19 protein-coding genes are annotated in these 21,030 nt (G+C 41.1%); 8 read left to right on the top strand and 11 right to left on the bottom strand.

Annotation, left to right across the window (positions count from 1 at the left end; translation table 11 throughout):
* Positions 1 to 63 precede the first annotated feature (63 nt).
* The 6 genes from Q4567_RS14010 to Q4567_RS14035 form a co-directional block, all read right to left on the bottom strand.
* Positions 64 to 1,377 carry a sugar MFS transporter gene (locus Q4567_RS14010; protein ID WP_252729110.1) on the bottom strand — a complete coding sequence of 438 codons (1,314 nt, stop codon included), beginning with the start codon at positions 1,375 to 1,377 and terminating at the stop codon, positions 64 to 66.
* Between the two features lie 4 nt (positions 1,378 to 1,381).
* Positions 1,382 to 2,551 carry an N-acetylglucosamine-6-phosphate deacetylase gene (gene nagA / locus Q4567_RS14015; protein WP_303500805.1) on the bottom strand — a complete coding sequence of 390 codons (1,170 nt, stop codon included), beginning with the start codon at positions 2,549 to 2,551 and terminating at the stop codon, positions 1,382 to 1,384.
* Positions 2,548 to 3,546 carry a glucosamine-6-phosphate deaminase NagB-II gene (nagB-II, locus tag Q4567_RS14020; RefSeq protein ID WP_216048489.1) on the bottom strand — a complete coding sequence of 333 codons (999 nt, stop codon included), beginning with the start codon at positions 3,544 to 3,546 and terminating at the stop codon, positions 2,548 to 2,550. The genes nagA and nagB-II overlap by 4 nt, the downstream gene beginning before the upstream one ends.
* 13 nt (positions 3,547 to 3,559) lie before the next feature.
* Positions 3,560 to 4,486: an N-acetylglucosamine kinase gene (gene nagK / locus Q4567_RS14025; protein WP_252729105.1), complete on the bottom strand. Its 927-nt coding sequence runs from the start codon at positions 4,484 to 4,486 to the stop codon at positions 3,560 to 3,562.
* A 35-nt stretch (positions 4,487 to 4,521) separates the two neighbouring features.
* Positions 4,522 to 6,144 carry a phosphodiester glycosidase family protein gene (locus tag Q4567_RS14030; protein ID WP_303500806.1) on the bottom strand — a complete coding sequence of 541 codons (1,623 nt, stop codon included), beginning with the start codon at positions 6,142 to 6,144 and terminating at the stop codon, positions 4,522 to 4,524.
* Positions 6,145 to 6,246: 102 nt separating this feature from the next.
* Positions 6,247 to 8,970, bottom strand: a complete 2,724-nt coding sequence (locus tag Q4567_RS14035; RefSeq protein ID WP_216048487.1) for a TonB-dependent receptor — start codon at positions 8,968 to 8,970, stop codon at positions 6,247 to 6,249.
* A gap of 313 nt (positions 8,971 to 9,283) precedes the next feature.
* Here Q4567_RS14035 and Q4567_RS14040 point away from each other — a divergent pair, with 313 nt between their 5' ends.
* The 8 genes from Q4567_RS14040 (at position 9,284) to Q4567_RS14075 (ending at position 17,017) form a co-directional block, all read left to right on the top strand.
* Positions 9,284 to 10,420, top strand: coding sequence for an ROK family transcriptional regulator (locus Q4567_RS14040; protein ID WP_216048486.1), 1,137 nt, complete (start codon positions 9,284 to 9,286; stop codon positions 10,418 to 10,420).
* 163 nt (positions 10,421 to 10,583) lie between these two features.
* Positions 10,584 to 11,024 carry a hypothetical protein gene (locus tag Q4567_RS14045; protein WP_303500807.1) on the top strand — a complete coding sequence of 147 codons (441 nt, stop codon included), beginning with the start codon at positions 10,584 to 10,586 and terminating at the stop codon, positions 11,022 to 11,024.
* Positions 11,025 to 11,183: 159 nt separating this feature from the next.
* Entirely contained in the window at positions 11,184 to 11,498 is a 315-nt protein-coding gene (locus Q4567_RS14050) for a helix-turn-helix transcriptional regulator (RefSeq protein ID WP_216048485.1), read from the top strand.
* A complete protein-coding gene (locus Q4567_RS14055) occupies positions 11,492 to 12,811 on the top strand; it encodes a type II toxin-antitoxin system HipA family toxin (protein WP_216048484.1) in 1,320 nt (439 codons plus the stop codon). Before Q4567_RS14050 ends, Q4567_RS14055 begins: the two co-directional genes overlap by 7 nt.
* Positions 12,812 to 12,871: 60 nt before the next feature.
* Positions 12,872 to 14,536, top strand: coding sequence for an FMN-binding glutamate synthase family protein (locus Q4567_RS14060; RefSeq protein WP_216048483.1), 1,665 nt, complete (start codon positions 12,872 to 12,874; stop codon positions 14,534 to 14,536).
* Between the two features lie 17 nt (positions 14,537 to 14,553).
* Positions 14,554 to 15,441: an NAD(P)-dependent oxidoreductase gene (locus tag Q4567_RS14065; protein WP_303500808.1), complete on the top strand. Its 888-nt coding sequence runs from the start codon at positions 14,554 to 14,556 to the stop codon at positions 15,439 to 15,441.
* 314 nt (positions 15,442 to 15,755) lie between these two features.
* Complete coding sequence (locus Q4567_RS14070; protein ID WP_216048481.1) at positions 15,756 to 16,442, top strand: DUF4097 family beta strand repeat-containing protein; 687 nt, start codon at positions 15,756 to 15,758, stop codon at positions 16,440 to 16,442.
* 191 nt (positions 16,443 to 16,633) lie between these two features.
* Positions 16,634 to 17,017, top strand: coding sequence for an MAPEG family protein (locus tag Q4567_RS14075; protein ID WP_216048480.1), 384 nt, complete (start codon positions 16,634 to 16,636; stop codon positions 17,015 to 17,017).
* Positions 17,018 to 17,088: 71 nt separating this feature from the next.
* On the opposite strand, the gene rluB is transcribed toward Q4567_RS14075, so the two are convergent.
* The 5 genes from rluB to Q4567_RS14100 are packed head-to-tail and all read right to left on the bottom strand — an operon-like array spanning position 17,089 to position 20,948.
* Positions 17,089 to 17,946 (bottom strand): 23S rRNA pseudouridine(2605) synthase RluB, encoded by an 858-nt coding sequence (rluB, locus tag Q4567_RS14080; protein ID WP_216048479.1) that lies wholly within the window; start codon positions 17,944 to 17,946, stop codon positions 17,089 to 17,091.
* Positions 17,946 to 18,614: an SMC-Scp complex subunit ScpB gene (gene scpB, locus Q4567_RS14085; RefSeq protein ID WP_216048478.1), complete on the bottom strand. Its 669-nt coding sequence runs from the start codon at positions 18,612 to 18,614 to the stop codon at positions 17,946 to 17,948. Before scpB ends, rluB begins: the two co-directional genes overlap by 1 nt.
* A complete protein-coding gene (locus tag Q4567_RS14090) occupies positions 18,602 to 19,441 on the bottom strand; it encodes a ScpA family protein (protein ID WP_216048477.1) in 840 nt (279 codons plus the stop codon). Before Q4567_RS14090 ends, scpB begins: the two co-directional genes overlap by 13 nt.
* Positions 19,442 to 19,454: 13 nt before the next feature.
* Positions 19,455 to 20,075: an L-threonylcarbamoyladenylate synthase gene (locus tag Q4567_RS14095; protein WP_216048476.1), complete on the bottom strand. Its 621-nt coding sequence runs from the start codon at positions 20,073 to 20,075 to the stop codon at positions 19,455 to 19,457.
* A 9-nt stretch (positions 20,076 to 20,084) separates the two neighbouring features.
* Complete coding sequence (locus tag Q4567_RS14100; RefSeq protein ID WP_303500810.1) at positions 20,085 to 20,948, bottom strand: PHP domain-containing protein; 864 nt, start codon at positions 20,946 to 20,948, stop codon at positions 20,085 to 20,087.
* Positions 20,949 to 21,030 lie beyond the last annotated feature (82 nt).

Here is a 21,030-nt window from a genome sequence, read left to right on the forward strand (position 1 = left end):
GAGCAATCCTATTTTACATTTCATACTGAGCCTATTTTTTAATGATAGTTAAGGTTTAACGTGCTACTTCCATGAGCGGATAGCGTGTCCACGAATCGCGTAAAAGAAAATATATAAATAACATGGCAAACCTATCCAGTAAGCAGACTGTAGATCGCCTATTTCGTGGGAGATTTTGCCAAATAACAAAGGTAAAATTGCACCACCAGAGATACCCATAATCAGTAGAGCTGAGCCTTGCGCCGAGTAGTTCCCGAGTCCTTTTAATGCTAGAGGCCATACAGATGGCCACACTAACGCGTGAGCCAGCCCCATTAACGCCACAAACGTAATAGTGTTAGGAATTACCGGAATACCTGTCCATCCCCACAATACATCTGCAATACTGGTGGATTGTGTAGAAGACAAGACGATACCCAAAATACACAAACAGCCAGCAATCCCTGAGCCGAGTAAAGCGCGCTCTTGGGAGATAAAGCGCGGAATACAGCTAACACCGATTAAATAACCGAATACCATAAAGACCATAGTGAATGAGGTTAAAGCAGCAAAGTTGCTTACACCCAATGAGGAACCATAGAGGCCAATCGTATCTGCGGCAATCACCTCTACACCTACGTAGAAAAATAACGCAATTGCACCCAACACTGTGTGTGGGAAATGAAATATGGATGATTTACTCACGCTTTCTTCTGTTTCAGTATTGCTTGATGAAATTTCAGGCAATGAAGAAAATTTAACCAGAGCGATTAATATTGTGAGTGCAATTGCCATTAAAACATATGGCACGATTAAGTTATGTGATAATTCCATTAGGCGCTGATCTTTGGCTACCTCTGACAATCCACTAAGCGCTTGTTCTGAAAAGTCTCCCATGTCAGACAATATCAAAGAGGTAAACAGAATTGGCACCAATACACCCGCACTTTTGTTTATCAGTCCCATGATGCTAATGCGCATAGCTGCACTTTCAACAGGTCCTAAATAAACTATATAAGGGTTAGATGCGGTTTGTAATATCGTTAACCCCGCAGCTAACACAAACAAAGCGACTAAGAAAAAAGCATAATTTGCAGTAATAGCGGCTGGTATATGTAACAGTGCGCCAACAGCCATGATCCCAAGCCCTAACGCCATGCCGTTTCGATAACCGGTTTTTTTAAGAATAATGGACATCGGCAAGGCCATCACTGTGTACGCAATATAAAATGAAAAGGTCACGAACAAAGCTTCAAACTCATTTAATTCACATACTAATTGAAGAAATGGAATCAATGAGCCATTGAGCCAAGTGACGAAACCAAAAATAAAAAATAAGATGCCAACAACGATCATTGGAACAAGGGTACTGGTTTTATTTGTTGTTATAGTTTGCATATTGTTAGACCTCATTAGCCATTGTTTCTTGAAAAAACACCTTATTACCATTTACCCAAGTTGACTGCACAACGAGTTTCTCATCCAATTGAATGAAATTGGCGATTTTACCTGGCGCAAGCTGTACTTTCGGATTGGTTTGCATAGGTGAGCCTGACAAATAATCTTTAGGATATTGGCTTGCTAAGCGAATAGACTCATCCACAGAGATCCCCAAATTAAAATGACAGTATCTTACCGATGATGCCATATCGATGGCAGCACCAGCTAACTCTCCGGTAGTAGATGTTAATCGTCCATCTCTTACCGTTACTTGCCGGTCGAAAAAATCAAATTCCGTCGCATCTGAACCAACTGGAGGCATCGCATCGGTTACCAAAAAGATTCCACCTTTAGGTTTCGTCTTGAGCGCTAATTGAATATTTAAATCATCCACGTGATGTCCATCGACTATGAGTCCGCAACGCGTCGTTTCAGATGTTAAAGCAACGCCTGTTACACCAGGCTCTCTAGCAGAAATAGGCGACATGGCATTAAACAAATGGGTAAATCCAGAGGCACCACATTGTATTGCTTTGCTTGTGGTAATTCCGTCAGCGTTACTATGCCCGATACAAACTTTCACACCTAAGCTGACTAACTCTTTAATTTGCCCCTCAGGTACCACTTCTGGCGCTAAGGTCACAACTATATTACCTAAATCCTGACGTTTAAACAGAGTCCACTCTTGATCTGTAATCGGACGAATATGTTGTTGACTATGGGCACCTTTTTTAATCGTGGAAATATGTGGACCTTCAAAATGAATTCCCAAGATACCTGGCTCATTTTGACGAATCCCTTGCGCAACTGCGTCAGCCGCCCTATTCATTACGTCGATATCATCAGTAATTACCGTGGGTAATAGTCCTGTTGTACCGTAACGGGCGTGAGCGGCGAAGATGGTCTTTAACGAGTCTAGGGTTGGCTGAGTATTGAATAATACCCCGCCTCCGCCGTTTACTTGTAAATCTACAAATCCTGGGGCAACTAGCCCGCTCAGCACCGTATCAACCTGTGAAATATCCTGATCGATTGCAATGATTTCTTCGCCTTCAATCACAAGCACTTGATCAGTATGATATGCCTGTCCATCAAATAATCTTTGGGCATGTAATCTCATTTGTTGCGTCATAATGTTTTGGTTACTTTATTCAAGCCCAAAGGCACGTCAGGGTTTAAGCCGCGATGGGTTGAAAGCTTAGCAACATCAATATAGAAACGTTGTAAGACTAACAGAGGAGCTATTCGCGGATGCGCAGCTAGTTTACTCTGGTGTAAATGCAGAACCTGGGCCCCTCGTCGTTTAACTTCGTTTATTTGTTCAATATGAGAAGCTTCACTTTCGTCCAGAACCAGACAGTCTAATATTGCTAGGCCTTGCTCTATCAAAGTAATGGGGCCATGCAAAAATTCAGCGCTACTGAAAGCCTCAGCATGAATACTGCAGACTTCTTTTAGTTTTAACGCTATTTCTTTAGAAACCGCAAAACCCAATCCCCGTCCCAATACAACTAGGTTATTGACGTTATCAACATCTGTGGGCGCTAATTGTGAAGGTGAATCAATGATTGCTTCAAGTAAACTAGGCAATTGATTCAGGGAATCGAGTAAACCTTGATTGTTTGTCCACGTTGCGACTAAATGCAGAAGAGCGGAAAGAGTTGAGAGGTAGCTCTTAGTTGCCGCAACAGACTCTTCTTTGCCCGCGTTTAAAGGCAAAACATCATCTACAATATCTTTCAATGGCGAGCTTTCATCATTCACCAAAGCAATGCAATATGCTCCGCCTTTTTTAGCCATCTTTGCCTGAGCTAATATATCGGGACTGCGTCCAGACTGCGAAATAACAATCACTAAAGCATTATCCAAGACCAGTTGTTTGTTGTACACACTTGAAACTGAAGGTGCAGCAGCAAAGGTCGGAATTTGAGCTTCAATTTCAATTAAATATTTAGCAAACACACCAGCATGATCTGACGACCCTCGACCAATAATCATCACCATTTTAGGTTTGAATTGGTGCAACTTATTGGCAATGTTTGTGACTGTTTTTTGATTTTTCTGAATTTGTTCGCGAATAACTTTAGGGGTTTGTCGCGCTTCTTTTTCCATTATTGTTTGTGTCATGTAAAACTCTTATTTATGTAGCTATTGAAATTGATTTATCTGATGGGAAGCCATTCATATTTTGTCTAGCAAAATAGACAGCCCCTACTTCCGGTGGCGACAAGGGAGCAGATAGTGCATTTTGGATTGCTTTGTTTAGCCATGGGAACAATGAGGTTCCTAAACCACCAATAAGGGATATTCTGGGAGGATGGGTATTCATTAACTTTTCAGCCATGCCGTTAATGTAACCTGCTCCCTCTTGAACAATAGAAATTGCTATTTCATCTTTTGAACTTGCCGCAATAAAAACGCAATTAGCCAATTGAGCAAAAAATGATGCTGGTTTACCTGCAACTTTTTCTGTCAGCTCTTCGCTGTTTTTCACATTAAGTTGTTCCAGCATAACGTTAACGAGTTTGGTTGGATGGCCTAATCCATCAAGTGACAGTAAAACCTGTTCTGCCGCCCTTAAACCAAACCAAGCCCCACTGCCTTTGTCTCCTTGGGGAAATCCATGCCCGCCTAATATCGTTGACTTTTGATTCACATAGGAAAACCCACACGATCCCGTGCCTGTCACTATGACAGCGCCATCCCCCCCGTTATGAGCACCTAAACTGGCAATCAATAAATCCGTGGCTAAAAATATTTGTCTGAACGGATGCTGCCATTTCATAATGGTGTCGTAATGCTTAGGTAGGTTTACGCCTGCAAGACCTAACCCTACCGGAATTTTAGTCAATTCACTTGGACTGATACCCGCTTGTTTTAATGCCATGAGCGCACTGTTTTTAATAGAGTCTTTAGCCTGCTCGATACCATAAACAGGGTTTCCAGGCCCTGCAGTACCTTCACCTAAAACCACATTATCTGGTGACATCAAAACGGCTTTGCATTTAGTACCACCACCATCAATTCCTAAAATGAGGGATTCACCTGGTGTTGAGTTCTTTTTCAATGTATTTGTTATTCCCGTTACCACTTCTAAACCTTTTATTTCGCCGTAAATAGCAACGCTTCAGCGACTGCCCTTTCCCCATTACTATCCGATGGCTTTCCTGTTATCTGGCCATTAACAACCATTACACTAGAACCGCCACCATCTAGATTGATCGCCTTTTGAACACCTAACTCCAACATAAGCTCTGACATTTCAGTAATAGATGCCCCTATGCTTTTAAACGGATCTCTTCCATAAACCACTACTACATATACATCGCCTGTATTAGTAACGCCCACCGCTGTACGAGGATGGCGCTTTAAAACCCAATTTTGGTAAAAGTTGATTCGATTGTTCTCTGGCAACGCTTCAGAAATATCGTCTCGATGATCAATAGCAGCGGTACCACCTTTAACAGGGGTCACTCCCCACCCTTGCGAACGTCGTTGAGAAATAGGTTGCTTGCCATCAACTAATAGTGTTGGTCCACCATTAATCACATACATACCTTTGCGCAAAGTCAGTTCACCTGAGTCACTAGTTACCTGCTGATTAATAACTACCTTTGTTTTTGTTGATACAAACTTTTCGAGTTGTGAGACTGAATCACCAGAAGCAACAACAAGACGGTGGCCAACAGGTAAAGAAGTTGACATATCCGGACGATTAAAATAAACAGAATTGTTTTGATCCACGAAAAAGTGAAACTCGCGGTTGCTTAACACCGCATGAAGATTGCCAAAATAATGATTGTAAACAATGATTTCATTAGATTTGTGACAAACAAAATCGTGTATTGCCACAACTTTAGGATGACCGAAACCACAGTTAAATATTTTACCCGATAGACGATTAATGCCATCTACATAAAAGTTTTTATCCTCAACAGTTAAACTAATTTGAGATTGCACATTATTTAAAATTTCAACCGATAATGAGGGTTGATTGTTGATTAATAAAGCAGGTCTGCCGGCCACAGCTTCACTAACTAATATGCCGTCAATTACTGCTAAGCCTGCCACATCGCCAATGATCCCTTGGCTTGAATTAAATGCAAAAAAACCACCATTGACGGCAGCTACCGCTAGATTTTTTTTAGCTATTTCCGATACTTTTTCAACACCTGTTATTTGTTGCTTAGCTAAAGACGACGTTAGAGTGCCGGTGTATTGAGAAGGCACTAATTTAAGAATACTGATTTCTTGTTTACCCATACCGCCACTTCGTTGGGTACTGTGTGAAGGACGCATTTGTAAACCAATTGCCGCAAGTTGTTGTTGCATAATTTGTGCATCAGCTAAGGTATTAAACTGACCAATTGTAACTAACTTTCCTAAATCACTGCCATCAGGTGCCTGTTCAACCAGATCAATCATTTTAGGTTTTAAACTGTGACTTCTTGAATTTATCGTTAGTCTCGATACATGTTTGTTCAATGCATCTACTAAGGCGTTAGCGTCGGTTACAGACATCACTGAACTGGTCAATTCAAAATATCCAGATAGCTCACCTCTATCCACCTTAAAGTAGCTTAGTCCAGGCGAAATGACTGTTTGAGTTGCATCAGTAAATGCTACTGGCAAGCCAGTTTTAGTCTGCACTGGAGTGGAACACGCATTTACCAATAATGCGCAGACAATGACAAAGCATCTTATTGAAAAACCGAACACTGGCATGATAATTCACTCGGTAAGAAATATTGGCTTAGAGTTGATAGTTTAGATTGGTAGGCTTAAATAAGGAGCATCTTATGATGCTCCTTAACCTAATTTTCGTTATTAAAACGAGTATCTGGCACCAATAACAAATCTTCTATCGATTTGTGCAAGATCGTACGGGGTATTTTGAACCGAACGATTCACTTCTTGCTCAGTTAACAGATTTAACCCTTGCACTTGTATTTGCAGTGCATCAGTCACATTGTAACTGGCGGAAAAGTCAAGCTGTCCATACTCTTCTTGCCATTGTGGAATACCCGCGGTTGAAGCAAATTCCACCAAATATTCATCTCGCCATGTATAAGACAATCTCGCATTAAAGCTAGGGACATCATAGTACAAGGCCAAGTTGTAACTACTTTCTGACAATCCAGGTAAACCAGAATTACGCACGTCACCTTCGTCTGAATATTGCGCGGCACTATCAATCATTGTGTAGTTTGCCAACAGACCAAAATCGTCTAAGGATTCGCTGATGAATCCGAGTCTAGATTGATAAGCTAACTCAATACCGGTAATGGTTGCACCAACGCCATTTGCAGGTTGGGTAAAGATAATAGGTCCACTTACAATTACACCATCACTTTGTCTAGGAAACTCTCTAATTTCAGTCGTAGATGAGGTATCAATGAAACCATCTAAATCTTTATAGAAAATATTGATCGCAGCTACAGCTTCACTAGTAAAGTACCACTCAAAACCTATGTCATAGTTATCTGCTGTAAACGGTTGCAGATCAGGGTTACCACGTGAACCAAGACCGCCGCCTTCATCGATGCCGTTAAAGCTTTCAAACGCAGCTAATTCACCTAGCGCAGGTCGTGTTAAACTCTTAAAGTAAGCCGCACGTACCACCATATCGTCATTAAGAGCATAACGTACGTTCATGTTCGGTAAAATCTCTTGATAATCGCTTTTCAAGGTAACTGGGCTGAACGCATTTACATCAGACGAATCCGTAGTCACTTGCGAATCAATGGTTTGAATGGTTCGAACAAAACGTAAGCCAGTACTTAAGGTAACACTTTCACTTACTTCAATATTTGCTTGAGCATAGGCTGCAATGGTTTGTTCTTGCAATTCAAAGCTGTTGATTAGTTCAAAAGGTTCGTTTACATCTTCGTATAAACCATCGATGGGCGAACCATCTGCATTAAAGAAAGTTGATAGAATTTGCGCAGGATCACCACCAATTAACGTCGATGGCGCAAAGCCTGCACCATCTACATTAAAACGGTCTAGTGGAGTATATACATCCGCTAAAGTAGGTAAATCAGTGCGACGATTTAGTGGGGTTACCCCATCAGCTAAGAAGCTTTCTGCCCTGATATCAGATCTGGTTTGATGTTGTTCCAATTCTCTGTCGGTAAATCGCAAACCAAAGTCAACTTTCATCAAGTCGCCGTTATCGTATTCAAAATCCAACTTCAAGGTATTGTTTGAGTCCTTGGTTTCAAGAGGACGACGAATGAACACGTTAACAACAAATTCTTCAGGGTTGCTTGCAAAATCAGTATCAGGGGTAGACCACTCTAAGTAGTTGTCGCGCATAATGTAACTTACATCAGCTGGATAGAAATTGCCGTCTTCTTCCATTCTGCGAAATGAAAACAAGTCATTACTGTTGGTCTTTTCGCGACTAAAGTGGCCAATATAGGGTGAAAATTTCAAGCTATCAGAGATGTGCCAATCTGCACTTAAAGTGAACTGGTTTACCTCTTCATCAATCGCTTCTTGTCTTGCACCAACACGTTGTTGCACACCAGTTAATGTGGCTTGAGTTGCTATACCGTTTTCAATCACAGTGTTACTAACAGCGGTAATATTACTCTCTGAGGGTGCATCTAAAATTGTTTCTACACGATCACCATCAATCTTACCAACAAGTGCCCGTGCTTTAATATCAAGATCATCATTAGGGCGCCACTGCAGACCTAATACAGCGCCGAGGGTTTCACGTTCCTCTGAAGTATAACCAAAACTCTCAATACGAGGATATAATGCATCAAGTTGCTCTTGGGTAGGACCACCTTCTTCGCCCACGTCAGGTCCAGTCCAAACGGCTGATAAAGGACTATGGCTACTGCCACGTACTTCATTATTCTGCATATCTGTATCTGAATACACCAATGCGGCATTGATACCAAAAGTGTCATCCCAGTTTTGATTAAATACTACTGACGCTTTTGGGCTGTTTGTGCCAGTATTATCACTGTAGTTATTGTAAACAGAAACATTGAGCACTTGATCTTTGGTTGCTAGCGGATCTGGCGTATACAGAGAAACGCTTCCAGCAATGCCGCCTTCCACTTGATCTGCAGTCACTGACTTGGATATTTCTACACTGTTAAATAATTCAGCTGGAAAAATTTCGAATGAGAAGCCACGAGTACCATCACTACCCCCCGCTAACATTCCATTAACTTCAGTAGAGGTGAATTCAGGACCAAGACCACGTAAGTTAATTGCAGTCCCCTCACCTGTAGGGTTTCGATTTAAGGTGACACCCGGTACACGTTGAATCGCTTCAGACAGGTTAGCTTCTGGAAACTTACCTATATCTTCGGCGGTAATGACATCGACCACTTTATTTGCAAATCGTTTTTGATTAAGAGATTTTAAAAGGCTACCTCTTACACCTTTAATCGTAATGGCTTCAACGTCACCTTCACTTGACTCTTGGGCATAAAGGTTAGCAGACGCGCTACTTAACAATCCTAAGATTACCGCAGTCGAGACCTTGCTGAATTTACTTGCTCTGGGAGTAACATTTGTTCTGCTCATTAATTTTCCTCGATGTTGACAGTGTGTTTTTATTATTAATTACCACTCTGGTATTTAAACTAGCCACGCAAGAATAAATTGTCAACCATTAATTACCACGTCAATACTTAATATTTCAAAAATAATTTTGGATTTACAAAAATAATAATAATATTCAAAAGGTTATAACTAATTTGGAGTTTTGTATTATTTACCTGCCAATTAACTTAATTATCAAGGTGGTAATTAAGTTACCTAATTGTTATTCTATACAGTGGGCTAGATTTCTAATTGTTCTTGGTTTTCGTCATTTACTTCCTTCAAGGGGTTTACATTGCAAACGCTACAGCAAATAACATCCATTTCGCACATCGAAAAACAGCTAAATAGTAGCCATAAAAAAGTAATTGAAAATATTCGTAGAAACCGCAAAGCAACTCGTGCGGAAATAGCCAAGGCAACGGGATTATCTAATCAAACTTTAACGAGACTGACTAAGCACTTAATATCCCTTGGCATAGTTGAAGAGCACTCAAAAATCGCTGGGCAGCGAGGACAACCAGCTACTTACTTGACGTTAATCCCCGGAGTTTTTGCTAGTGTTGGGGTGGTTTTCGAACACGATAGAGTGGTAGTTCTATTAGATGATCTCGACCGCACAAACATCGTTAGATTTTGTAAAGATGGGACATTCTTATCGGCAGAACTAGCAATTAAAGCAGCCTTATCTATGCTCGACCAATTATTTTCAGAGTTAGATCCCTCAATTAATATTTTAGGGATAGGTATATCTATTTCTGGATTTTTTACTAACGAAGAAGGCCGTATTTGTTCCCAACAAGATCCGCAAGGTTGGTCTGTTGTTAATTTTCAAGAAACCTTTGCAAAACGATACAAACAACACTGTTTTGTAGAAAATGACGGAAACGCTGCCTCTATTGGTTTTTCGTTAACTAAAAAAGGAGCTACGCTGCAAAGTTTCTATCTCATGCTGTTTACTCTAGATATAGGTGGTGGTTTTGTTTTTGAAGGTGAGGTTGTCGATGGTGCTTTTGGAAATGCTGGCGAAATTTCTACCTTATTTAGTAGCGATAAATCGCAACTAAGGCCCAACTTGGGATCACTTTACAAACATTTGAGTGCTGTTTGGGGGGAAGAGGCCACTCCTGAGAAAATTCAGGCAGCGATTGCCAATCAAGACACTAACATCAAATCTTGGGTAACAGCATGTGTTGAAACTATGAAGTTCCCACTCAAAGCCATCCAAAGTCTACTTGATCCAGAAGCAATTGTTTTTACCGGCAGATTACCAATTGAGTTACAGAAATCGCTATCTGAAAAAGTCGTTGTTACTGGTGCTTCCTATGGAGATGTTTTCGCTCCAACTCCTAAAATCCATATAGCGGATGGTAACGATATTTTAGAAAAAGGGGTTACTGCAATCCCTGCATTTTATTTTTTTAAACGATAACAAGATTTTTTGTTTATCTTTTTGATAGATTGCAATAGCCACTGATATTTAAAACAATAATTAGATTTATTCGTGACATTTCGCGTTATTTTTTATAACAATTTTACTTTTTCCGGTCTATAGTTTTAACTTAGTCAGACAAGCATTTAAAGGTACAGTTATTTTGCAAGAACATGGTGAGCATGTCATAGGAAAATGTGGCCAAGTGTTACTTTTTAGTGGGCGAGGCCCATGGAATGATGAAGCATTAGAGGGTTCACTGCAGCAAACGATTGACAATTTCCACACGGTTGATAAAAACCGTCCATGGGCGCAATTAAGTTGTTTATATGGAGAAAGTTTATTTCCACCTTCAACTTATAACTTGTTTAAAAAGCAGACCTTTTTACGCAAGCAGCTGGGGATTACAGCGGTGGCAGTAGTGATTCTAGATTCTGATATCAGTAATACAATCAAGCAACAATTATCTACTGGTTATCAAGCTGCCGAGGTTAATTATCAGTTTTTCTCTTCACTGGTAGATGCGATCCATTGGCTTGAAAATCATGGTGTTGATATAGATGCTAACGCAATTACCCAATTCTTTAATCAAAACCGATTATAACCAGCCAAGAATAAAGTCCCAAAAATAGGACTTTAACAAACATAATTCATGTTAAGTCCCAAAATAAGCATACTAAGATAGATGTTGATAAAGTCATTAAATTGGGACATTATTGGTATATTGTTTATTAATGTGTCCTTTTTATCACTTTAGGTAGTTATGCAAACAAAAGAGATTGTAGCCGATTTAGGTGAACGTTTGAAACAAGCCCGCCTGAATGCTGATTTAACGCAACAAGACATCGCAGATAAAACAGGCCTTTCCAGAAAGGTGGTTATGCGCGCGGAAAAAGGTCATGCTCAATTAGAAACAGTGGTAGCTATTTTAGTCGCCTTGGGATTGAGCAAACAATTGGATCTGTTTATTCCTATTCCAACCGAGTCCCCCATTCAGTTAGCCAAACGGCAAGGCCAACAAAGACAACGAGCATCAGGTAATAATCCAGCAAGTAAAAAAGGTGATCCGGCATGGTAAAAGAGGTAGTCATAGTGAATTACCAGGATCACCAAGTTGGTGCGGTTAGCTATGATCCTGATAAACAGTTGGGCGCGTTCGAGTACACTCCGGCATTCATCAAAACCGGTATTCAATTGTCACCGTTAAAAATGCCTTTATCAAAACAGATTTATACTTTCCCTGAAACCGACTTTGCCGCATTTAAAGGCCTCCCCGGATTGGTTGCTGACTCCCTACCCGATGATTTTGGTAATGCCGTCATCAATGCATGGGTTGCTTCGCAGGGGAAATCAGCAAAGGATATATCCCCTCTTCAACGCTTAAAATACACAGGTACTCGCGGCATGGGCGCACTAACTTTTGCCCCAGCGACCCGGCATAAAAATCTTAACTCATCACAGCAACTTGAGGTTGAAAACCTCGTGGAAGTTGCCCAAGACATTGTCAATCAAAGGTCCAAATTTAATGTATCTTTGAATCAACAAGGTTATGAGGACAAAGAAGCGATGATGGCGCTAATGTCGGTTGGTATGAGTGCTGGTGGCGCAAGGCCGAAAGCGGTTTTAGCATTTAATTCAGATTTTACCCAAGTGCGTTCTGGACAAACTAATGCGCCAGACGGGTTCAGCCATTATTTAATGAAATTTGATGGGGTAAGTGAACACAATAAGAACCAGGAAACATTTGGTGATCCCACCGGTTATGGGGCAATGGAATACGTTTACTATTTAATGGCCACGGCCAGTCAAATAGATATGATGCCCTGTTATTTGCTCAACGAAGGTAAACGACGACACTTTATCACCCAAAGATTTGATCGTATCGGCAATGACAAAGTCCACGTCCAAACATTAAATGGACTTGCTCACGTTAGTTTTAAGCAAGTGGGAATCTATTCTTATGCAGAGTTATTTGACGTTGCCCGAAGCTTAAAGTTATCTGCTAAAGAAGCCGAACAAATATTCAGAAGAATGGTATTCAATGTGGTGGCCAAAAATCACGATGATCATGCAAAAAATATTTCGTTTATGTTTGATCAACAGCAACAATGGACGTTAGCCCCTGCCTATGACTTAGCGTACAGTTACAAACCAGGCAGTAGATGGGTCAACAGTCATTGGATGTCTATAAATGGCAAGCGTGATAACTTTGATAGAAAGGATTTATATTCCTTCGCTCAGTTAAGTCCAATTTTTAATAAACGAAAAATTGATCGCATCATAGATGAGGTCGTAGAACAGGTGTCACAATGGCAAAAGTTAGCCAAAGAACACCATGTTCCCAAGACACTTATCGAAGAAGTTCAATCTAATCTCAGGTTGACGTTATAAACTAGTTCACTGAACATTATCCTAATCAAAATAGTGGTTTAGTGTTGAATGGGGAAAATCATGCGTTTAGCATTTTATGTATTTTGTTTTTTAAGTTGGGGGCTGTTAATCCTTGCCAGCGTTTTATGGTCAGCGTCTACATGGGGACTCATTATTCTTATCCCCCTAACCGTTGTTGGTTTTTACGATATATTTCAAACCAAACATGCACTGTTACGAAATTTCCCCATAGTCGGTCACGGGCGATGGTTAATGGAAGATATAAGACCCTTTCTGCGCCAGTATCTTTTTGAATCAGAAACTGATGGAGTGCCTGTTAATCGTATGTTTCGTTCGGTTATATACCAACGCGCAAAGGGTCAATTAGACTCCCTGCCCTATGGAACAAAACTACAAACACAAAATGTTGGCTATGAATGGATAAGCCATTCAGTAGGCGCGATACATTACGACGAAAAGCAGCCTGAACCAAGAGTTAAGGTTGGTGGTCCAGATTGCAAACAACCATACGAAGCCAGTGTATTTAATATATCAGCTATGAGTTTCGGGTCGTTAAGTGCAAACGCCATTCGCGCCTTAAACAAAGGCGCAAAGCTAGGTAACTTTTATCACAATACTGGAGAAGGCAGCGTTAGCCCTTATCACCTCGAGAATGGCGGCGATATCGTATGGCAAGTCGGTACGGGGTACTTTGGTTGCCGTGATAATCAGGGAAATTTTGATCCTGAAGCGTTTAAGCAAGTGGCCCAAAAAGAATCGATAAAGATGATTGAAATAAAATTATCACAAGGCGCTAAACCAGGTCATGGTGGTATTCTTCCTGCGGATAAAAATACCGCTGAAATAGCACGAATAAGATTAGTCGAACCAGGTACCCGCGTCGACTCACCTCCCGGACACAGTGCATTCTCAACGCCTCTTGAAATGATGGATTTTATTCAACAATTGCGGGATTTATCAGCCGGAAAACCCATTGGTTTCAAACTTTGTATAGGTCAAAAAAGTGAATTTGTGGCGATGTGTAAAGCCATGATTCAAACCGGCATAAAACCTGATTTCATCACTGTAGACGGTGGTGAAGGTGGCACAGGTGCAGCGCCATTAGAATACTCTAACTCAGTGGGCATGCCTCTTCGAGAAGCACTTGTGTATGTTTGCGATATTTTACAAGGTTTCGATCTTAAAAAAGACATCAAAGTCATTGCAAGTGGCAAAACGTTTACCGGCTTTCACGTAGTGCGAAATATTGCGGTAGGTGCAGACATTTGTAATAGCGCTCGCGGTATGATGATGGCACTGGGATGCGTGCAGTCTTTAGTGTGCAATACTAACCAATGCCCCACCGGGATTGCCACACAAGATAAGAATTTAGCCAAAGGCATCGTGGTCGAAGACAAAGCCCAACGAGTGGCCAGGTATCACCAAGAAACAGTACATGCCACTTTAGATATAGTCTCTTCAGCAGGCCTGACTGACCATAGCTCAATCAACAGAGGGCATATTTATCGGCGCATAAGCCAAACAGAAATAAAGCGTTATGATGAAATATACCCTAGCCTTGAAGCTGGCTGTTTACTGACAGATGATTATCCTGAACAGTTTAACAAAGAAATGCAGGAGTCTTCGGTAGATTGCTTTATGCCAAAAAACTATGTTTTAGAATCCAGTAGTGGCTTAAAAACCAAAACCACTGACGAACAGCAGACTAGCGCTCAACGCGCATAATTTTAAAAGGAATTCCTATGTCGAATCAAAATCATTCTCTGAATATCGCGTTTATTGGCCTAGGGGTCATGGGTTTTCCTATGGCGGGCTATTTAGCCAATGCAGGCCATAAAGTGACCGTTTATAATCGCACTGATAGCAAAGCTGAGCTTTGGTTAAAGGAGTATAAGGGTGCAAAAGCTGCAACCCCCGCTGAAGCAGCAAAAGGTAAAGATGTTGTCTTTGCCTGCGTAGGTAACGACGATGACCTACGTGAAGTAACAGTAGGTGATAAAGGCGCATTTAATACAATGAAAGAAGGCAGTATTTTTGTTGATCATACAACGACATCGGCTTTAGTGGCACAAGAACTAGCGCAAATAGCTCAATCCAAAAATATCGGCTATGCAGATGCCCCCGTTTCTGGCGGCCAAGCGGGAGCACAAAGCGGTGCCCTTACCGTGATGGTTGGAGCTGAGCCAAGGGACTATCAAAAAATAGAATCGCTAATTCGCTGTTACGCCAAAATGCAAAAGCTGTTAGGTCCGGTTGGTAGTGGTCAAATGGCCAAAATGGTGAATCAAATCTGCATTGCCGGTGTAGTACAAGGTTTATCTGAAGCATTACACTTTGCCAAACAAAATGGCTTAGATGCTGAGGCAGTTGTTGAGGTTATTTCTAAAGGCGCTGCACAATCTTGGCAGATGGATAATCGTGCCAGCACTATGTTAGATAATGAGTTTAACTTTGGGTTTGCCGTCGATTGGATGCGCAAAGATCTCGGTATAGTATTGGACCAAGCGAGAGTATCGAAGGCACATTTACCGTTAACGGCTCTAGTAGATCAATTTTATAGCCAAGTTCAGGCCAATGGAGGGGGTAGATTCGACACGTCCAGTTTAATCACCCTTTTAGAAAAAAAGTAAATAAGTAAACCCAATTTACCCCTCAAAAGCGTCGTTGAAAGGCGGCGCTTGTGGGAATACCAAATAGCTTAAATCCCGTTATTTGAGTGACCTACCCGACTTCATTTACTCTCTAAACAAGGCGCTGTGAAAATCGCTAAACACTCAGCATAATTGACTAATATTTTGTTATTCTGCCTAAAAAAATTAATTATTTCATTCTCATAAAATAAAAAATACATTAAAATCATACAGTTAAAAATATGGCCTGAGTTCTGCAACTTCTTATAAAAATACAACTCAAATTACAATTATCACACATACTTAGGAATTTTATGTTAAGCGCTAACTCACTAAAAACTATTTCACGAGCAATCATCGCCACCTCTACTATGCTCGTTTTATCTGGTTGCATCATCCATGTTGGAGGCGGTAGTAACGACACATCGGACGGTAATAGCGTGAGTAGTGTTTTTGGTGGATTAGAAGTATCTCAAGGTAAACACGTCTCTAACGTCAGCTCAGTAAATGGCAGCATTGAGTTACACGATGATGTGACTGCTCGAACTGTCGATACGGTCAATGGCAGTATCGAAATGGGTGATTATGTCACAGTCGAAAATGCGTCAACCGTAAATGGTGACATTGAAGCGGGTCACCATTTTAGCAGTGCAGGTTTTGTCAAAACCGTCAACGGTGATATCAGTTTGCAGCATTCTTCGAAAGTTGCTCAAGAGGTCGAAACCATCAATGGTGAGATTAAGTTAAATGGTGTTGTAGTCGAAGGTTCTGTGCACACTCACAACGGAGATATTTTGCTAACCAACAACACGCAAGTGCTGGGCGATATCATTTTCCACAAAAATAATCGTAACAATAACGATCATTCAGTGCCTACTTTGAGTATAAAACAAGGGGCAACTGTTGCAGGTCAAATCATTCTTTATCGTGAAGTCGAGCTAAACATTGATGATGCGCAATTACTGAATAAAGTTGAATTTCAATTCGACAGCAATATGTAAATACCTTTATTTAACGGTACCAAATGTCATTCCCGACTATTCGGCCGTCTTTCATAACTCTTATGTAGACGGCCATTTTTTACATTTCCCAGCACACATAAATCGGTGATAATTAAAAAGGTATTTGTTTAAACAAATATTTAGATGTTAACGTTATACTTAGACAATCAGGTTCACATTGTGAGTATCTCATGACGACTATTATCATCTGTTTAATCATTGCCACTATTATGCCAATTGTATTCAAAGCACCTTTAGCCATTGCGCAGAATAAGCAGGGAGGTTATGACAATCGAAACCCTCGTGCGCAACAGAGTAAACTCACCGGTTTTGGTGCGCGAGCCAAAGCCGTTCACGAAAATAGTTTTGAAGCACTAATCATGTTTATACCCGGTGCATTAACGGCGCTAATTACGCAAAACGTGGGTGATATCGCTCAATACCTAGCGATTGGATTTGTTATCTCACGTTTAATTTATGCTATTTGTTATTGGTTAGATATCCACGTACTGAGAAGTTTGGTGTGGTCAGTAGGCTTGGCCTGTTCAATTGGTTTACTCATTATTTCCTTGTAACTCACTTAAGAGCATAAAAAAAGCACCTTCGAATTTAATCAAAAGGTGCTTTTTTCGCATTTTTTAAATTGTTATTTTCTTCTTTTTAAATTCTTATTCAATTTATGCTTTTTGACTGAACGTCGCATGCGACTAATCCTAACGTGATCAAGCTTGTTACGCTTTTCATTGATCAAACTTTCAGTTTCATTGGGTAATTGTACAGATTTACGCAACGGATTAAGCTCATCTAAGGTTAATTCTATCCAGCCACCTTGAGGTAAGCGCTTTTGCAACTCTAAACCACCGTAGTTAACCCGAATCAGGCGACTGACCTGCACGCCTTGCGACTCCCATAGACGACGAACTTCTCTATTACGTCCTTCAGATAAGGTAACATTGAACCAAGAGTTTAGGCTTTCATCATCCCCAGGACGACGAGATATGGTAGTAAATTTAGCCATACCATCATCCAACTCCACCCCTTTTTTCAATAGCGCTATCATCTTACTATCAACTTCACCAAACACGCGAACGGCGTACTCTCTTTGGATTTCATGCTTAGGATGCATTAATCGATTAGCCAGTTCACCATCGTTAGTAAATAATAGTAGTCCGCTGGTGTTAATATCCAAGCGACCTACCGCAATCCAGCGACCATTCTGAATTTTAGGTAAGCGGTCAAACACTGTGGGGCGACCTTCAGGATCTTTGCGACTACACAATTCTCCCTCGGGTTTGTTGTACATCAGCACGCGGCACACCGGCTTTTCTTGGGCTAAGGCTAACAACTGACCATCCACTCGTATTTGATCGGTATTTTCTACTCGGTCTCCCAAAGTAGCGACATTACCGTTTACCGATATACGTCCCTGCTCTATCCACTTTTCCATCTCACGACGGGATCCTTGACCAGCGTTTGCCAGTACTTTTTGCAGTTTTTCACTCATTAATGTATTTGCTCTTTATTTGGTCCTAGTTCAGCCAAATTTATCGCTGTTTCTTGGGACACTGTGTCTGATGTCATGTGTTCAGCCACTGTTTTTAGTCGCTGTTCGTCTTGTTCTTTTTGCTCCAACTCAGGAAGCACTTCAATTGTTTGCATGGGCGGTAGATCAGCTAAACTTTTAATCCCAAAGTAATCCAAAAACCCTTTAGTTGTTGCATATAACGAAGGTCGCCCTGGCACTTCTTTGTGACCAACCACTTTCACCCATTCTCTTTCCGTTAGGGTTTTCATAATGTGACTACTGACTGAAACCCCTCGCACGTCTTCTATCTCTCCTCGGGTTATCGGTTGACGATAAGCTATCAAAGATAAAGTCTCTAATAGCGCCCGAGAATAGCGCGGCGCTTGTTCTTGCCACAATTTGCTTAACCAAGGGCTCAAGCTATCCACCGATTGAAACCGAAAGCCAGATGAGACCTCAATCAGTTGAATCCCTCGCGGGGCATAGTCTAATTTCAGCTCAGCTAACGCGGCATCAAGCTTTTTATTCGACACCCTGAGGCCTTCTAACACTGTGGTCTGTAATTTATCTTTGCTCAATGGCTCATCGGCAACAAAAATTGCCGCTTCAACAAGTTGTTTTAACTGTTCATCGGTTAATCTTGCCATACACCCTCTTCTCGATTACGCAGTTTCAGATGTATTTGACTGAAAGGTTGAGCTTGTACCAATTCTACCAAACTCTCTTTTACCAACTCCAATATTGCTAAGAAAGTCACTACTACCCCAGCTTTTCCTTCCGATACAAAAAATAAGGTCTCAAAACCAAGATAGTCTTTTTCATCTAATAATTCTAAAATCTTGCTCATTCGTTCTCGAGTCGACAAGACTTCCCTTTCAATTTGATGATGCTCAAAGGCTTTGGCTTTTTTCATCACCGATTGAAACGCTAATACGAGTTCTTGTAAGTTCACTTCAGGTTGTATTTTTATTGGTGCGACATGCTCGTTCGGTGTAGCACTGGCGCTGAACAGATCTCTTTCCATTCGAGGTAGCCCATCAATTTCTTGGGCTGCTAACTTTATCGCTTCATATTCTTGCAAACGACGAATCAATTCAGCGCGAGGATCATCTTCATCTTCTTCGGCGTCTGGTCGTTTAGGCAATAAGAGTCGCGATTTGACTTCGGCTAAAATCGCTGCCATCAGCAAATATTCAGCGGCTAACTCCAACTTTATTTCTTTCATTACCTCAACATATTCCATGTATTGTTGGGTAATTTGTAGCACTGGCAAATTCACTATATCGAATTTTTGTTTGCGAATTAGATATAAAAGTAAATCCAATGGTCCTTCAAACGCTTCTAAAATAACTTCTAAAGCATCCGGCGGAATATATAAATCTTCCGGTTTATCAATCATTGCCTCGCCATTGACGAATGCAAGGGGCAATGGCTGTTGAATAGGTGCTTTATTCGGCGCTGACTCTTGGGTCATTGGCTAATTCGCCTCAACCAAATACGCTAGTGTCGCCACTGCCTTCGCGGATGATATCAATCCCCCCCTCAGACATGTCGATCACACTGGTGGGTTGCTCACCTAAGTACCCACCATTAATAATCAAATCGACCTGACGTTCTAATTTGTCTCTAATATCTTCAGGATCAAATTCGGCCTGAGTTTCACCGGGTAAAATCAAGGTCGTGGACATTAAGGGTTCGTTTAATTCTTCTAACAATTGCAGCGCTATGATGTTATCGGGCACTCGAATACCTATTGTTTTACGTTTTGGGTTCTGCAACCGCTTTGGTACCTCTTTAGTGGCTTTTAGAATAAAAGTATATGGCCCTGGCGTATTATTCTTTATCAAACGAAAGGCGGTATTATCAACCCTAGCGTAGTTCGACAATTCAGACATATCACGGCACATCAAAGTAAAGTTATGATCTTTGCCAATCTGTCGTATCCTGCAAATTTGTTCAAGGGCAGACTTGTCTTCCATTTGGCACCCAATTGCGTAGCCAGAATCTGTGGGATAAACAATCACGCCACCAGCTCGAATAATTTCACAGGCTTGGCGCAATAACCGTTGCTGAGGATTATCAGGATGAACATAAAAATACTGACTCATAAGTTTTCGCTAATTTCCTATTCTATTGTTTAGTTCTGAGAGGTTTTTCCAATCATGCCACACAGGCGTTAAACGCTCTGATATGGCTAAACTTTTCCCTAGCTCCGTCCAGCGACTCGGATAATGAAAATCCGACCCTGTAGAGGCCAGCAGCTGATGTTCGATGGCTAATTCCACCAGCAATTCCCTTTTGCTTGCAGCTAAATGCATGTGATTAGCCTCGATCCCATCGCCGCCTGATAGGGCAAACTCAGCCACCAATCGACGCAACCACTTTGCGGTCATGTCGTAATGTCCTGGGTGGGCTAAAACTGCTTGTCCGCCGGCATCCTGAATCCAAGTCACCGCTTCTTCGATGCTTATCCACTCAGGTTTTACGTGGGCCTTTTTACCTTTCCCTAAATACTTTTTAAAAGCATTTTCTAGGCTGCTGACAGCATTAAGTTTTACCAATGCTCTAGCAAAATGAGCACGGGTTATTTGTCCAACGCCAGCAAAGCTTTTTGCGGTTTCATACACATCAGGTACACCCGCTTTTTCTAATTTATTGGCTATTTTTAGCGCCCGTTCTTGTCTACTTTGACTCTGCTGTGCAAGTCGAGATAAAAATACTGGGTCGTTGTGATCCACGTTAAGACCAACAATATGAATATCAAATCCATGCCAGCTTGTTGACAATTCAACACCAGCAATCACGGCTAATTTACGTTTACACTGTTGTTGATGATCTTTAAGTTCTTGAACCCCATCAACAGTGTCATGATCAGTTAATGCCAGTACATCTACTTGCATATTGTGAGCACGATCTAACAGCTCCTGGGGAGTCAATCGACCGTCTGAATAACTACTATGGCAATGCAAATCTATTTTCATGGCTTCTATCATATAACGCTTTAATTAGGCAATTTTAAACTTTTTATCGTCCAATGTATTGACACAACGAGCGAATTGTTTT

It is taken from the genome of Aliiglaciecola sp. 2_MG-2023, from assembly GCF_030548145.1.
GTDB lineage: Bacteria > Pseudomonadota > Gammaproteobacteria > Enterobacterales > Alteromonadaceae > Aliiglaciecola > Aliiglaciecola lipolytica_A.